12 protein-coding genes, 1 tRNA gene and 1 pseudogene are annotated in these 14,806 nt (G+C 57.1%); 6 read left to right on the top strand and 8 right to left on the bottom strand.

Annotation, left to right across the window (positions count from 1 at the left end):
* Positions 1-243 precede the first annotated feature (243 nt).
* Positions 244-1,365, top strand: a complete 1,122-nt coding sequence (locus tag POR01S_RS23580) for a Fic family protein (RefSeq protein WP_081875253.1) — start codon at positions 244-246, stop codon at positions 1,363-1,365.
* Positions 1,366-1,383: 18 nt separating this feature from the next.
* Here the strand turns inward: POR01S_RS23580 and POR01S_RS21930 are convergent, their stop codons facing one another.
* Positions 1,384-2,160, bottom strand: coding sequence for a nuclease-related domain-containing protein (locus POR01S_RS21930; RefSeq protein ID WP_042138351.1), 777 nt, complete (start codon positions 2,158-2,160; stop codon positions 1,384-1,386).
* Positions 2,161-2,254: 94 nt separating this feature from the next.
* Positions 2,255-2,608, bottom strand: a pseudogene (locus POR01S_RS23575) (DUF4172 domain-containing protein); the annotation flags it as partial.
* An 825-nt stretch (positions 2,609-3,433) separates the two neighbouring features.
* Here POR01S_RS23575 and virB5 point away from each other — a divergent pair.
* The 4 genes from virB5 (at position 3,434) to POR01S_RS23770 (ending at position 6,504) form a co-directional block, all read left to right on the top strand.
* The gene (gene virB5 / locus POR01S_RS21920) at positions 3,434-4,204 is read left to right on the top strand and encodes a P-type DNA transfer protein VirB5 (RefSeq protein ID WP_081875252.1); all 771 of its coding nucleotides are present in this window, start codon (positions 3,434-3,436) and stop codon (positions 4,202-4,204) included.
* A gap of 484 nt (positions 4,205-4,688) precedes the next feature.
* Positions 4,689-4,943 carry an EexN family lipoprotein gene (locus POR01S_RS23570; RefSeq protein ID WP_081875251.1) on the top strand — a complete coding sequence of 85 codons (255 nt, stop codon included), beginning with the start codon at positions 4,689-4,691 and terminating at the stop codon, positions 4,941-4,943.
* A gap of 2 nt (positions 4,944-4,945) precedes the next feature.
* Positions 4,946-6,025, top strand: coding sequence for a TrbL/VirB6 family protein (locus tag POR01S_RS21910; protein WP_042138353.1), 1,080 nt, complete (start codon positions 4,946-4,948; stop codon positions 6,023-6,025).
* Between the two features lie 287 nt (positions 6,026-6,312).
* Positions 6,313-6,504: an antitoxin VbhA family protein gene (locus tag POR01S_RS23770; RefSeq protein ID WP_081875250.1), complete on the top strand. Its 192-nt coding sequence runs from the start codon at positions 6,313-6,315 to the stop codon at positions 6,502-6,504.
* Positions 6,505-6,757: 253 nt separating this feature from the next.
* Here POR01S_RS23770 and POR01S_RS23560 read toward each other — a convergent pair whose 3' ends face one another.
* From POR01S_RS23560 to rpsU, 6 genes are all read right to left on the bottom strand, one after another.
* Complete coding sequence (locus POR01S_RS23560; protein ID WP_081875249.1) at positions 6,758-7,525, bottom strand: helix-turn-helix domain-containing protein; 768 nt, start codon at positions 7,523-7,525, stop codon at positions 6,758-6,760.
* Between the two features lie 440 nt (positions 7,526-7,965).
* Positions 7,966-9,027 (bottom strand): site-specific integrase, encoded by a 1,062-nt coding sequence (locus tag POR01S_RS21900; RefSeq protein WP_042138344.1) that lies wholly within the window; start codon positions 9,025-9,027, stop codon positions 7,966-7,968.
* Positions 9,028-9,153: 126 nt separating this feature from the next.
* A tRNA-Ile gene (locus POR01S_RS21895) sits at positions 9,154-9,230 on the bottom strand.
* 104 nt (positions 9,231-9,334) lie between these two features.
* Positions 9,335-11,188, bottom strand: a complete 1,854-nt coding sequence (gene rpoD, locus POR01S_RS21890) for an RNA polymerase sigma factor RpoD (protein WP_027597508.1) — start codon at positions 11,186-11,188, stop codon at positions 9,335-9,337.
* A gap of 76 nt (positions 11,189-11,264) precedes the next feature.
* The gene (gene dnaG / locus POR01S_RS21885) at positions 11,265-13,172 is read right to left on the bottom strand and encodes a DNA primase (RefSeq protein WP_042138341.1); all 1,908 of its coding nucleotides are present in this window, start codon (positions 13,170-13,172) and stop codon (positions 11,265-11,267) included.
* Between the two features lie 151 nt (positions 13,173-13,323).
* Positions 13,324-13,539 carry a 30S ribosomal protein S21 gene (gene rpsU, locus POR01S_RS21880; protein WP_007159750.1) on the bottom strand — a complete coding sequence of 72 codons (216 nt, stop codon included), beginning with the start codon at positions 13,537-13,539 and terminating at the stop codon, positions 13,324-13,326.
* 205 nt (positions 13,540-13,744) lie between these two features.
* On the opposite strand from rpsU, the gene tsaD reads away from it, so the two are divergent.
* On the top strand, positions 13,745-14,770 hold the full coding sequence (gene tsaD, locus POR01S_RS21875) for a tRNA (adenosine(37)-N6)-threonylcarbamoyltransferase complex transferase subunit TsaD (protein WP_042138338.1): 1,026 nt from the start codon (positions 13,745-13,747) through the stop codon (positions 14,768-14,770).
* Positions 14,771-14,806 lie beyond the last annotated feature (36 nt).

Genomic DNA, 14,806 nt, shown 5'->3' with positions numbered 1-14,806 from the left:
TAGCTGCCGCGAAATGGTTTGCCTCTCATGAAGCCTAGGCACTCTAGATTGCCAGAGGAGCCTCATGCCTAGCGGTGAGGCAGCCTCTCCGGGCGATGGCTCATACATGTGGCGGTCTGCAGGGACGGAGGGGGTTTTGCGTATCAAAATCAAGGATGTTTGACATGCAAATAGAAGCGCGTATTCTTGACAACTCGTTTTGTTTGTTATTTTTTGTGAAAAATTCACACCAAGGTGGTCGAAATGGATCTGAATTTAGATGGGGCGGTTGACTATCATTACGATAAATTCCCACCTACTCAGCTTGAGTATGGAAACTTTATCGATGCGATACTCAAAGCAACAGATGCGATTGCTCGTTATGATCAAATGTTGAAAAACATGCATAACAGCGAGATATTGCTTGCGCCGTTGAGAAACCAGGAGGCAGTTATTTCATCTCGGATGGAAGGTACTGTCAGTACAATGGATGAGATATTGAAATATGAAGCCGATCATGACAACGGAGCTGATGATTCATCTAATGTTCGCTCAGAAGTAATTGAGACAATTTTGTATCAGAGGGCTTTGAGAGCAGCTCAGATGGCAATGAAGGATGGATATCCGCTTTCGCAATCTTTAGTTAAATCTATCCATCAGCGGTTGTTGTCATTTGGTCGGGGGGCTCTTAAGTCTCCAGGTGAGTTTAAGGTTGAGCAAAACTATCTAGCGGATAGAACAAAGAAAAGGATATTGTTTGTTCCAGTTCGACCAGAGAAATTGCAGGATGGCTTGGATGCTCTTTTTGATTACATATCTAATAGTAAACACCCAACCTTGATCAAGGCAGCGCTCACGCATGTTGAATTCGAGGCGTTGCATCCGTTTAAGGATGGGAATGGTCGAATCGGAAGGATGCTGATTACTTTGATGCTATGGAAATCTGGGACGATTTCTGCTCCTCATTTTTATGTTAGCGGTTATTTTGAAGAGCATAAAGATTTATATATAGATACTATGCGTAGAGTTTCGGAGGTTGGGGATTGGGAGGGGTGGTGTGCATTCTTCTTGGAGGCGGTTGAGCAACAGGCGATTAGGAATCTGGCTGTTGCTGAAAATATCAAATCTCTTTATGAGGAGATGAAAACAGTTTTCGCTGAGCTCCTGTCATCTAGATGGAGTATGGCTGCGCTTGACTTCGTTTTTACCAATCCTGTTTTTCGTAATAATAAGTTCACTTCAAGTAGTGCTATACCATCTGCGACAGCTGCAAGGTTCACTAGGGTGCTGCTTGATAATAATATTATTACAACGGTAGAGGAGGCGGCGGGAAGGAGGCCTGCTTTGTATTCATTTGAGCCGTTGATGAATTTAGTGAGGGTATAAGCGGCTATTTTTGAGTTCTCAATTAACTAAACTCTGCATCGTCCTGCACTTCGGAAACCCCGAACACCCCCAAAACTGCTGTCCAGTTTTAGGCCCTGTCTTCACTGTGCGGATCAGCAACGCGCTGCCGCATTTCGGGCATTGACGTTCGGCTGTCGGATCACTCCGGCGCTTAAGGTTTTGCACGTGCTCGCGGTGGGTGGCGAGAGTTGGCGCGCGGCGGCCGGTTTGCAGGGCGTACAGCATAGCGTCGACTTCAGCCACGCTGAATACCGGCTGCTGGAATGACTTGATCCAGCGGATAAAGCCGATGCCCTGGGTCACGTTGGCCGGCACTTCGGTTTTGAAGGTACTGCCGCCAACAAAGGTGATCACCGAGTGTAGGTGCTCGGGGTTAACGCCAAGTGTGGCTTCCAGGGCTTTGAGGTGCTTGTAGTTCTGCCGCAGCGGATTCTGGAATTTGAATGTGCGCTTGTAGAGCTTCTGCGTCCATTGTGGCTGCTTCTCGCTGCCAAAGATCCAACCGCTCATGTTCTTCGTTTCCAGCACGAAGATGCCATAGGGCGAGAGGAAAACGTGGTCGATCTGCGTGGTGCCGTCAGGCGTGTCGAGCGTGACGTTGTGCAGGCAGCGGTAGGTCTGCTTATCCAGCTGCCAGTGGGCAAACAGCCGCACCAGGAGTTCGCCGATATGCCCCTTCGCCCAAGGCGACTTGAGCAGGCCGATCAGCATCATCAGCGGGATAAACCAGCCCAGCGTGCCCCAGACCTGGGCGAGGATGGGAGTGAAGTCCATTTCCTGTCCTAGTAATGCAGAATTAACCGGATAGTACCGAAACCTGGCGTAATGGCACTACAACATTCCGGTGCGCCGTTTTGTTGCTGCGAGATCAGCCTCGGGCGTTTGCCGAGTGCCATATCTGGTAGCGCGTGCTGCGCCCGCCGCCGGGCAGTCGGGTAAGACAGCCCTTCTCAACAAGGTCGCTCAGATGACGTGTGGCGGTGACTTTCGAGACCTTTGCCACTGCTTGGTATTGAGCGGCACTGATGCCGTTCTCGACCCCCCATTCGCCGCCATCGAGCAGGCGATTAAGCACTTTGATCTGCTCGGCAGACAAGGCTTGGCTGCGGTGAGCTTGCCAAAAGCGCGCCTTGACCAGCACGCGGTCTCTACGAGAGAGAGCCTGCTCCAGGCTCTTGAGCAGAGTGGCGAGGAACCAATGCAGCCAGACGGTGATATCCAGCGGTAGCTCTCGCATCACTATTGAATGTCGTTTTTTTCGTCATGACGAAATCCCTATTTCCTGCGTGAATAGTATAGCTGTATGACAGAGTTACGGTGCTCTGCCTATCCTGCGGTAGCGCGCAGCAGTCCGCCGGATTGATATTTCTTCGTCATGATGAAGAAAAGCGTGTGTATTGCTGATGACGGCGCTCTGGTCGCTTATCCATGAAGAAGCTGTGCGTGTGGTGCTATCGGCACTTCATGCGCGGCTCATCGATAAAGGGGTAAGGCTTTCTCTGCATCCCTAAAAGGAATAGCGCCCCTATCTAGGCCGCGTTGCTCATCATTCTCGATTGCTCGGCACTTGCCCAATCGAGCGGTAGTCAATTAGGCGCGCTTTAGCTATGGGCTAAATAACCTTCCATAGCCCGGTTGGTCTTCTACCTGAAATTTTTCGAATGCTGCTATGCGGAACTCAATAGAGATTTATGGAAGTGTGCGCACACTTTCACGGCGATCAGCCTATCCTGCAGTAGTCCTCCGCACAGTTCAAAATTTCGTCATGACGAAAAATGAGATAGATGGTGCTTTAAAAAGCTGATCTAGATTGGGACAATACAGTTCGCCGGAATATGTTGTTTTGGTTGATTTTATGAGCATTGTAACCGCCTCGCTGACGCTTATTGCGTTATGGGCGCGGCCCCTAGAAGACGGGGCCTACACCGGGTAAGACTGGCGCATAGTCACCCCAAGAACAGTACGCCTGTGCTGGGTGCGATTCCTAAACAGATCGACAGGTCGGACAGACGGCCCAATGTTCACCATGTCCAATGGAGAGGTGACTATGGATCTGTTCGAGTGTTTCGCCTTCAAAGGCATCCGACCATTTAGTTGCGCGACAGCGCTCGCGTTGACGTTGGGCTCGCAGCAGGGATACGCGCAAATCCCTGTAACCGTTACTACCCAAGTAACGGACTCCCCCATGACCGTTGCAGAGTTCGCATCTAATGCGACTCGCTGGGCCCAACAGGTTCAGCAGATGACTTCCCAGATTGATCAAATGAAGCAGCAGTACGGTGCGCTCACAGGGTCGCGTGGGCTAGGTAGAGTATTTGATGACCCGCAGCTGAGAGAGTATCTGCCTCAAGCTTGGCAGGCTGTGTACGACGCCGTGAAGCATGGTGGCTATTCAGGACTAAATGGTCGTGCTGGTTCGATATATGCGGATAACAAGGTGTTCGATGCCTGCGAAAACATTGTTTCGGATCAGCAGCGCTATGCTTGTCGATCACAAGCGGTGAAGCCTTCGCAAGATAAAGCATTTGCTCTGGAGGCCTATGACCAAGCCGAAGCCCGAGTACACCAGATTGACCAGCTCATGGGGACGATTAATAAAACGCAAGATCCCAAAGGAATCGCAGAGCTGCAAGGCCGCATCGCGGCGGAGCAGGCGATGATCCAGAACGAGCAGGCCAAATTGCAGATGTTCCAAATGGTCGCTGAGGCCGAGGGCAAGATTCAAGAGCAGCGGCAACGGGAACTGAACGCTCAGGTGCTGGACAAGAGAGGCTACAAGAATCGCGAACTGATAAACCTAGGGGGGCAATTGAAATGATTTCGTACGCTCATATCCTCCCTTTGGTTGTGTGCTTCTTCATTCTCACCTTCTTACAGAGATTCTGGATTTGCATTGGTCGATTCGGGGCTGTGAAGGAGGTGTCGCGATGTGCACCTGAGTTAATTCAGAACGATCTCTTGGCGGCATCGGTTGCGATCACACCTTTTGTGTTTGCCCTTGCCGATTGGCTCCAGATAGTGCCACCCCGCGCAACTGAGCCGATCTCCTCAACCTTAGCTGTTTTGATCTCGTCCGCATGTGCCCTAGGTTCGTTGCTATTGATTTCGAGGTCCGCATACCGCATTGCAGGTAGTTGGGCAGGGACGAGGGAAAGCGCGTTGAGAACGCTTGCCGCACTCCAGATCATCAACGCTGCTGAGATGGCCTATTCACTGAAATTTACTGAGAAATTCCGCTCGGAGGGGGAGCAGGTGCTGCCTCGTGAAGTGAATGGGGCTGATCAGAATCGGGAGGGCCGGGAATGACTGCTTCTCGTCTCTCAATTGTCGTTTTGTTTTTGCTTGCGGGCTGTGGAGCGGACGATCCGGTCCATTCTGTCGATTGGTACAAAGCCCATAGCTCGGAAAGGGATAGTCGTATATCGGAGTGCGAGCGACATGCCGGGACTTTGGCTCTTACGCCAAACTGCGTTAATGCCAAGCAAGCTAGGAATGAGCAGCAGCTTGATCAGCGCGGCTATCGGAAGCGTGAAATGCTGGATTTGAAGGGGCAATGACTATGGAATCCGAATTTTACGAATGGATTGGTAACTCAATCGACTCGATATTGAACGGCTATGTGCAGCTCATGGCGCATAGTGTCATTGATAATACCTCGAGCTTTTTCATTGTTGGAGGCGGAATTTTCTTCACGGTTTTAGGACTTTTGTCAGCCAGTGGCTACATCGAGCATCCCCTCCCGCATATCTTCAAGCTAATGTTGAAATGGGTATTCATAGGCGCATTCGTGCTTGATGCGGATACTTACCTTGGTTGGGTCGTGGAAGCGATTCGAGGCCTGGAGGTTGGCTTGGCAGACGCGTTTTCGCCAAACGGCAAAGGTGTGGCTGCCACATCGGTGTATCAGGTGATTGATAGGGCTATGACCGACGGCTTCGATATTGCTTCCGATCTCATTGCTCGCGCAGGAAGGCGGGGCATGACTGAGATAGGCATGGTTTTTTATGACTGGCTTATCGCAGGAACGATGATCATCGCAACATTCCTGATCACGTTACCCGCTGGAGCGATGATAATTACAGCAAAGGTGCTGTTGGCATTTTTGCTGGGGTGCGGACCGCTTTTCATCGCATTACTGCTTTTTGGTCAGATGACCAGCAAGTGGTTCGATCAATGGTTTGCACAGGTCATGACCTACATCACTCAATGCGCGGCGATCACCTCAGTGCTTACGCTAGGGATGAAGTTCTTTTCGACAATGCTAGCTGATGTGCAACCCACGGCTGGAAACGGCCCAGCGACCGACATGCTGGAGATTCTCGCGCTGAGTGGGGTAGTGCTGTACATGGTTTATCAGGCTCACTCCTTGGGAGGCCAACTTGCAGGTGGTTTGTCGTCTGGTGCGGTCACACTACGGCAGATGGCTCAGGCTGCATTAAACCCTGCCAAAGCGGTCTTCAACACAGTCAATCCGATGTCAACGCGTCGTGATCTGCAGTCGGGCATGATGACCACTGCAAGAAGCGCGAATCATGTGATCGCAGGAAACAGTGTTTGGAATCCCGCCTATCGGCAGCATGTGATGCAGAACCTGGGCAAGAACTGGGGAAGGGCGAGAGGAGGGAAGGTCGGCAGTTAAAGGTTTATTGGTGCCGCGGAGCATGCTGCGCGCCTTGGCGGGCTTACCCAGAAGGGGCTCTGCCCCTCTGGACTTCCCGCCCTCGCCGGTAGCAGGGGCCGCTGGGAAAGGTATCCAGCAGCCCCCGCATGTAGGATAGGAGGTGCGCAGCGTCAAGGGTTCGCTTCGCCGTCATCCTCGCCGATCCCGTTTCACGGGCTGCGGCCTCCGGTGGCGCCCCTGGCCCCCATTTATCTGTTCAGCGCTGAAATTGTCTTGCTTTAGTCACCGATACGTGGGGAAAGCCCGTGAATACTTCGGAGAGCACCATCATCACGAGTGCTGAGCGGGAACGGCGTCGGAAGGCTGTCGAGTATGCTTGCGCGTCAATCGGGCTTGAGGGCTTTGTATTGAGCGCTGAAGAAAAGCGACGCGCTCAAGCTTTTGTGGACGGGAAGCTTACCTTGACCGAATTTGTTTCAGCCAGCATCCACGAATAGCTAAAAGTTGGGTCAAGGGCATCACCACAAGCCGCAGCGGAGCGCAGCCCGGAGGGTGAGCACCGAACGGGTGAGGATGATGGGCGTAGCCGTACCCTTGATGCAGCTGTAAGCGACCAATCCTAGAGACAGGGGAGGAACAAGGCGAAGCCGCCGGACCGGTCCCTGCCGCCCGTCCGGCAAGGATAGGACGCGGGATGCAACCGAAGGGGTTGCCCAAGCCGAGCGCGGAGTGTTCGTAACAATGATGTTCTCATTGGTTAGGACGGTTTCGCTGCAGCTTAGCGAGGAACTTGTTTCCAATCTCACGATTGATTTCGAGCACTTGCGCGTTCTGGCGTTCTTGGGCAGGCATCGAGGATTTTCGTTTTCTGTCCCTGGCGATTTCGATTCCCAGGTTCGCTCTGAACTGCCCCGCGCGGTACTTCATCGCGACCCCTGAAAGCCAATACTCGGGAGCTTTCCTGATGAGGCCATTGGCCATGGCTCCTGCCAGCTCATCGAGGAGCATTTGCGCGTCGTCAAGCGAAATGCCCTGGAGTATCCGATCAACCGAGCTTTTCGAGTGCATAGACAACCCACCGGGATAGGTCAACTGCAAGACGTTTGCTATCGCCTTCCGTCGTGGGGTCTTTGATTTTGTTTTCTTTGGTAGTTCTTGGTCCGTCACCTTAGCGACAGCGGGTGGTGACCCTATGCTGCCACTCCCCCCTGCCACATTGATGTCATGGGGGGGTGACACAGGTGTGTCGTTCTCAATCACGTTGATTGTGTAGAAATTGCTCGTTTGCGATCCGTCGCTCCTGAAGCGCGGAGTGGAAGTGACGTATCCGGCGCTGCACAGTTTTTTGAGAACTCTCTGAATGGTGCGCGTAGATACCCCGCATTTATTGGCTAAGTGCTTTACACTTGCAAAACAAGGCTCGCTCGGGTTTTCGCACTTTGCGATGTATACCAATATCAGCTTTTCCTGCGCAGGCAGCTTCTGGTTGTACACCCAGTCAATTGTGCTGTAGCTCATGTTTAGGCTCGCAGAACAGGAGCGTCGAGTGATAGAGCATGAATGACCTGCAGTGTCCGAAAATACACTCGCCGCCCGACACGGACTACAGCAGGTTTCAGCTTTCTCGAGAGGTCGGAATCGCTATACATAGCAACTCTGAAGCCATCCGGTGATCTATCCAGGAGGCTCGCAACCTGCGCCATGCTCATCAAAGGGCCAAATCGTTCGAGAAGGTACTCTTCAGCTGTCATGGTTTTTCTCTCCTTGCTTACGTTGATTTACGTATCTTTGTAAACTTGGAGTGAAGCTATCAATTATTTTTGGTGACAGTAAAGAGGGCGAATTTTCGTAGAGCTGTCACCAAATTTCTTTCTGATAGCTGAGAGAAAACGCTTTTGAAAACAGGATAGACAACAGATCCAAAACAAAAAGGAAAACAAGAATGAAAACAAAAATCCTTAGTTGGACTTAATTTTATCTAGCTTAAGAACGAGATCTTCAGCTCGTAGATGAGTATAACGCTTGAGCATCTGCATCGATTTATGCCCACTGATTGCCGAAACTTCTTGATCTGAAAGACCGCCCTCAACCAGTCTACTCACGGCTTCGTGCCGTAGATCGTGAAAACGGAAGTCTGGCACACTAGCCTTTCTCTTAATGGCACCCCAGATCTTGGTGAAGGCATAGGGGCGACGCTTTCCATCACGCCCAGGCTCACCGAAAAAAACCAGATCGCAGTCAATTGGCCGCACAGGATTCGCCAAGGCTGCACGGAAAATCTCGGTAGCGAGCTTCGTCAACGGAACGGTGCGGGCACTGTCATTTTTTGTATCCGACAGCCGGACGATCCGTTTTTGGACGTCTACCTGTGATCGCCGCAGGCCTGCGATCTCCGATGCACGCATACCTGTCGCCAAAGCTATCTGGACGATCCAGCCCAGCATTGGATTGCTGTGCTTGCACACAGCGACCATGAGGCGCTTTTCTTCATCAGCCATCAGGCGCCTGTTACGGCCTTCACCGGGGCTCGGTTTTCGAATGTTGAGCACGGGGTTAAAGGTGAGGCCAAGTCCCCACTCCTGAATTGCGACTGTGAACAGGTGGCTGAGTAGGGCAAGCTCCAATCGCACAGTGTTATTGCTCGTGGGTTGGCCGCGGTTAGTCAGCGAGCCCAGGCGTGTATCGCGGTAGTTCGCGATTACCTCGGATGACAGACCTGCGAGCGAATATTTACCTAGGTGCTGGATCAGCTGCTGAGCCTTGGTTGCCTCGGCTTTCTGCGTGGTGGGTTTTTTGGTAGGGCTGACTTCGCGCAGATATCGCTGAAGCGCATTTTCGAGTGTCAGTCGCTCGGACCCGCTGCGCTGGATATAGACACCCCGCACCATTTCGTCTTCGGTGCGTCGTGACCAATCTTCGGCGTCGCGTTTGGTGCGGAAGGTTTTGGCGTTGGTCGGCCATCCGGTTTTGCGGATGACGGCCTTCCAGGTACCAGCAGGGGTTTTGACGATTGTGGCCATCTGAAGGACTCCAAAGGCGTGCAAGCGATGCCGCACTGTACCTAATCTGTACCTTCGGACCATAGGACTGATCCAGCTGCCACAAACCTAAAAAGCCGAAAGCCGCGTATTACGCGGCTTCAAGGTTGGTGGGCCCACACGGACTCGAACCGTGGACCAAAGGATTATGAGTCCTCTGCTCTAACCAACTGAGCTATAGGCCCTATAGCGCGGTGGAGTATACCGGGGGTGGCAGGGATCGCCAAACCCTTGTCGGGCATAAAAAAACCGGAGCCTGGGCTCCGGTTTTCTGTACTGCGCAGGCGCCTTACTCGTCGAGGAAGGAGCGCAGGTGTTCGCTGCGGGACGGGTGGCGCAGCTTGCGCAGGGCCTTGGCTTCGATCTGGCGGATACGCTCGCGGGTAACGTCGAACTGCTTGCCCACTTCCTCGAGGGTGTGGTCGGTGTTCATGTCGATGCCGAAGCGCATGCGCAGGACCTTGGCTTCACGGGCGGTGAGGCCGGAGAGCACGTCGCGGGTGGCTTCCTTGAGGCTTTCGCTGGTGGCCACTTCGATCGGGGACTGCATGGTGCTGTCCTCGATGAAATCGCCCAGGTGCGAATCCTCGTCGTCGCCGATGGGCGTCTCCATGGAGATCGGTTCCTTGGCGATCTTGAGCACCTTGCGGATCTTGTCCTCGGGCATCTCCATGCGCTCGCCCAGCTCTTCCGGAGTCGGCTCGCGGCCCATCTCCTGCAGCATCTGGCGGGAGATCCGGTTCAGCTTGTTGATCGTCTCGATCATGTGCACCGGAATCCGGATGGTGCGCGCCTGGTCGGCGATGGAGCGGGTGATGGCCTGGCGAATCCACCAGGTGGCATAGGTGGAGAACTTGTAGCCACGGCGGTATTCGAACTTGTCCACCGCCTTCATCAGACCGATGTTGCCTTCCTGGATCAGGTCGAGGAATTGCAGACCGCGGTTGGTGTACTTCTTGGCGATGGAGATCACCAGACGCAGGTTCGCCTCGACCATTTCCTTCTTGGCACGGCGGGCCTTGGCCTCGCCGATGGACATGGCGCGGTTGATGTCCTTGATCTGCGAGACCTTCAGCTCGTAGTCACGCTCCAGCTCGGCCAACTGGGCCTGCTTGGCCTGGATGTCGGCCTGGAAGCGCTCGAGACCCTCGGCGTACTTGGGCTTGCCCTTGAGCAGGCCGGCGGTCCACTCGGTGTTGGTCTCGTTGCCGGGGAAGTGGCGCAGGAAGTCGGCACGCGGCATGCGCGCATCGCGCACGGCCAGCTGCATGATGGCGCGCTCGAGGCCACGCACGCGCTCCAGGGACTCGCGCACGCGGGTCACCAGGGCTTCGTACTGCTTGGGCACCAGCTTGATCGGCGAGAACAGCAGCGCCAGGGCGACGAATTCTTCCACGGCGCGATCGTCGTCGCGACCGTGCTTCTTCAGCACCTTCTGGGTCTTTTCCAGCTGCTCGGCGACCGCGCCGAAACGCAGGCGGGCCTCTTCCGGATCCGGACCGCCGTCGCCTTCTTCCTCGGCGTCGTCGTCGCTCTCTTCTTCGTCGTCCTTCTCGTCGTCCACGGCCTTGGCATCGGCGGCCTTGTTCGGGACGGGCAGCTCATCGCTCTCGTTCGGCAGGCTGCCGTCGTCGGGATCGATGTAGCCGGCGAGGACGTCGGACAGGCGCCCGCCTTCGGTGGTGACGCGGGTGTATTCGCTGAGGATGTAGTCGACGGTGCCCGGGAACTGGGCGATGGCGCCCATGACTTCGCGGATGCCTTCCTCGATGCGCTTGGCGATCTCGATCTCGCCTTCGCGGGTCAGCAGTTCCACGGTACCCATTTCACGCATGTACATGCGCACCGGGTCGGTGGTGCGGCCGACATCGCTCTCGACTGCGGCCAGGGCGGCAGCGGCTTCTTCGGCGGCGGCTTCGTCGGTATCCGTCTCGGCCAGCAGCAGGGCATCGGCGTCCGGCGCGGTCTCGAATACGTTGATCCCCATGTCATTGATCATGCGGATGATGTCTTCCACCTGTTCCGGATCTGAAATATCCTCCGGTAGGTGGTCATTGACCTCCGCGTAAGTCAGGTAACCCTGCTCACGACCGCGGGCGATCAATTCTTTCAGACGGGATTGCTGTTGCGCTTTTCCGGACATAGGTACCCTTCCACTGAAGGCTTAGGCGGGCAAAAATAGCTGAACATTATAGCCGGTTAGACGGTTGTCGTGCCAGTTAGGTCACGGACCCCGCCGGACGGCTGAGGAGTTCGCGTAGGCGGTCCTTGTCTTCGGAGCTCAGTTCGCTCTGTCGCGCCTTGCGTAGGAGTTGCTCCAGCAGGCGATCACGCTGGCTGGCGGCTAACCTCGTTATGGTGTCGAAAAACTGTTGTTCAAGGTTGTCCCCGGCAATCAGCCATTCTTTTTCCGCCAGAGCGCGCAGCAGTCGACCCTGTTCGGTGCCGTGCCAGCGGGCGATGAGCGCCAGGGTGCTCTGCCCGGGCTTCTTCTGCAGCGCCTCGACCAGGGCGACCAGCAACTGGGCGTACTGATCGCTTTCCTCGGCCAGGTTGCGGGCGTCCTGTACCGCCTGGGCCAGGGTCGGGTGGTGCAGCAGGCTGCGCAGCGCAGCCAGCACCGGGGTCTCCACCTTGACCGGTGGCTGACGGGGAATACGCTCGCCGCCGCCCTTGCCGTTGAAATCCTTTTTCCAGCCCTTGCCGTCGCGCCCGCCCTTGCCTTCGCGGCGGGGCGTCCACTGCTGCTGCGCCGGGGCTTCCTCGGCATGGGCATAGGCGTAGTCGCCATAGTCCAGGGGCGGGGCGTCCTGCGGCGGAGCGGACGGTGCCAGCTGGCTCAGGGCGTCGTTGCCGAGGCCGGTGAGTTCGCTCAGGCGCTGGCGCATCAGCAGGCGCAGGTTGTTGCCGGGAATCTTCTCGATCAGCGGCGCCGCCAGGGTGGCCAGGTGCGCCTTGCCTTCCAGGGTCGCCGGGTCCGCTTCGATCATCAGTTGCTGGAAGAAATACTCGGCCAGCGGCTGGGCCTGCTGGACGAAGCGCGCCTGGAAGGCGTCGGCGCCCTCGGCGCGCACCAGGGTGTCCGGGTCCTCGCCCTCGGGCAGGAACAGGAAGCGCACCCGGAAGCCGTCCTTTAGCACCGGCAGGGCCGATTCCAGGGCGCGCCAGGCGGCGCTGCGACCGGCCTGGTCGCCGTCGAAGCAGAACAGGATGCTCGGCACGATGCGGAACAGCCGCTTGATGTGCTCTTCGCTGGTGGCGGTGCCCAGGGTGGCCACTGCATTGCGGATGCCTTGCTGGGCCAGGGCGATGACGTCCATGTAGCCTTCCACGACGAGGATCTCGTCCAAGTCGCGATTGTGCTTGCGCGCCTCGAACAGGCCATAGAGTTCCTGGCCCTTGTGGAACACCGGGGTCTCCGGCGAGTTGAGATACTTGGGCTTGTCGTCGCCCAGCACCCGGCCGCCAAAGGCGATGACCCGGCCCCGGCTGTCGCGGATCGGAAAGATCACCCGGTCGCGAAAACGATCGTAACGCTTGCCGCTCTCGGCGTTTTCCACCAGCAGGCCGGCATCGAGCATGGCCTTCTGCTGCAGGTCGTCGCCGCCCAGGTGCTTGCCCAGGTTGTCCCAGCCCGGCGGGGCGAAGCCCAGGCCGAAGTCCCGGGCGATCTCGCCAGTGAGGCCGCGCTTCTTCAGGTAGTCGACCGCCGCCTGGCGCTTGGGGTGATTGCGCAGCGCCAGGCGATAGTATTCGGCGGCGGCGGCCAATAGCGGGTAGAGCGGGGAGTCCGTGGGTTGCCGCGGCTTGCGTCGACCACCGCTCTCTTCGCGCGGCACGTCCACGCCGGCCTTCTTGGCCAGCTCCTCGACCGCCTCGGGGAATTCGAGGTTGTCGTGGTCCATGATGAAGCCGAGGGCGTTGCCGCCGGCGCCGCAGCCGAAGCAGTAGTAGAACTGCTTGTCGGGGCTGACGCTGAAGGAGGGCGTCTTCTCGTTATGGAAGGGGCAGCAGGCCATCCAGTTCTTGCCGGCCTTCTTGAGCTTCACCCGCGCGCCCACCACCTCGACGATGTCGGTGCGATTGAGCAGGTCGTCGATGAAGCCTTGCGGGATAAGTCCGGCCATGATCAGCGTCTGGATAGAGGAGCGAAGAGCGGAGGATGAAGCGAGGAGGGCAGTCTAGCGCCAGAGAACGCCAGGGCGAAGCGGGAAGGCCAGAAACAGACAACCCGACCAGAGGTCGGGTTGTTTGATGACGCCAGAGGAGCGCTGTAACTCAGTACAGACGCTCGCGACGGCGCTGCTCGCGCTGTACTTTCTTGGCGTGGCGCTTGACCGCGGCGGCAGCTTTACGCTTGCGCTCGGCGGTGGGCTTTTCGTAGAACTCGCGGCTACGCACTTCGGCCAGTACACCGGCCTTCTCGCAGGAACGCTTGAAACGACGCAGCGCTACGTCGAAGGGTTCGTTTTCTTTGACTTTGACGTTGGGCATCCAGGTCGTACCTTCAAATTTACCGAGGTTTAATCCAACGCTAGCGGCAAAAGGGCACGGGAAGCGTCGGTTTTTAAGGGTTGCGGATAGTAACGCTTCAACTGCCCCGCTGCCAAGCCCCGGCGGACGAAAAGCGCTGGCCGGTGCTGGAAGCGGCGCTTATCATGCGCAGCCTGACATTCTATACCCTCGAAGGCTTATCTCCATGCGTGTTCTGGGACTGGAAACGTCCTGCGATGAAACCGGCGTCGCCCTCTACGACAGCGAGCGCGGCCTGCTGGCCGATGCGCTGTTCAGCCAGATCGATCTGCACCGCGTCTACGGTGGCGTGGTACCGGAGCTGGCCTCGCGCGATCACGTCAAGCGCATGCTACCGCTGATTCGCGAAGTGATGGATGCGGCGGGCAGCCGTCCTGAAGACGTGGATGCCATCGCCTACACTGCCGGCCCCGGCCTGGTCGGCGCCCTGCTGGTGGGCGCGGCCTGTGCCCAGGCGCTGGCGCTGGCCTGGGGCGTGCCCGCCCTGGGCGTCCACCACATGGAAGGTCATCTGCTGGCGCCCATGCTCGAAGAGCAGCCGCCGCAATTTCCCTTCGTCGCCCTGCTGGTCTCCGGTGGCCACACCCAGCTGGTGCAGGTCGATGGCATCGGCCGCTACAGCGTGCTGGGCGAGTCCCTGGACGATGCCGCCGGCGAAGCCTTCGACAAGACCGCCAAGCTGCTGGGCCTGAGCTATCCCGGTGGACCGGAGATCGCCCGCCTGGCCGAGCGCGGCGTGGTGGGGCGTTTCGTCTTTCCGCGCCCCATGACCGATCGGCCCGGCCTGGAATTCAGCTTCAGTGGCCTCAAGACCTTTACCCTCACCACCTGGCAGCGCTGCCGGGCGGTCGGTGACGACAGCGAGCAGACCCGCTGCGACATCGCCCTGGCCTTCCAGACGGCGGTGGTCGAGACCCTGGCGATCAAGTGCAAGCGTGCGCTGAAGCAGACCGGGCTCAAGTCGCTGGTGATCGCCGGTGGCGTCAGCGCCAACCGCGCGCTGCGCGAGAACCTGGAGCAGATGCTCGGCGAACTGGGCGGCCAGGTCTTCTATGCGCGGCCGCGCTTCTGCACCGACAACGGCGCCATGATCGCCTATGCCGGTTGCCAGCGGCTGCTGGCCGGCCAGCAGGAAGGCCCGGCCATCGCCGTCAAGGCGCGCTGGCCCATGGAGCAGCTGGCGGCGCTCTGAGACGGGCGGAGGGCGCCAGCGGGCAATCCCCGGACG

Origin of the sequence: Pseudomonas oryzihabitans NBRC 102199, from assembly GCF_000730625.1 — a bacterium.
In the GTDB taxonomy this organism is placed as follows: Bacteria; Pseudomonadota; Gammaproteobacteria; order Pseudomonadales; family Pseudomonadaceae; genus Chryseomonas; species Chryseomonas oryzihabitans.
Note: the sequence above shows the minus strand (reverse complement) of the source record. Positions and strands in the feature narration are given on the sequence as shown.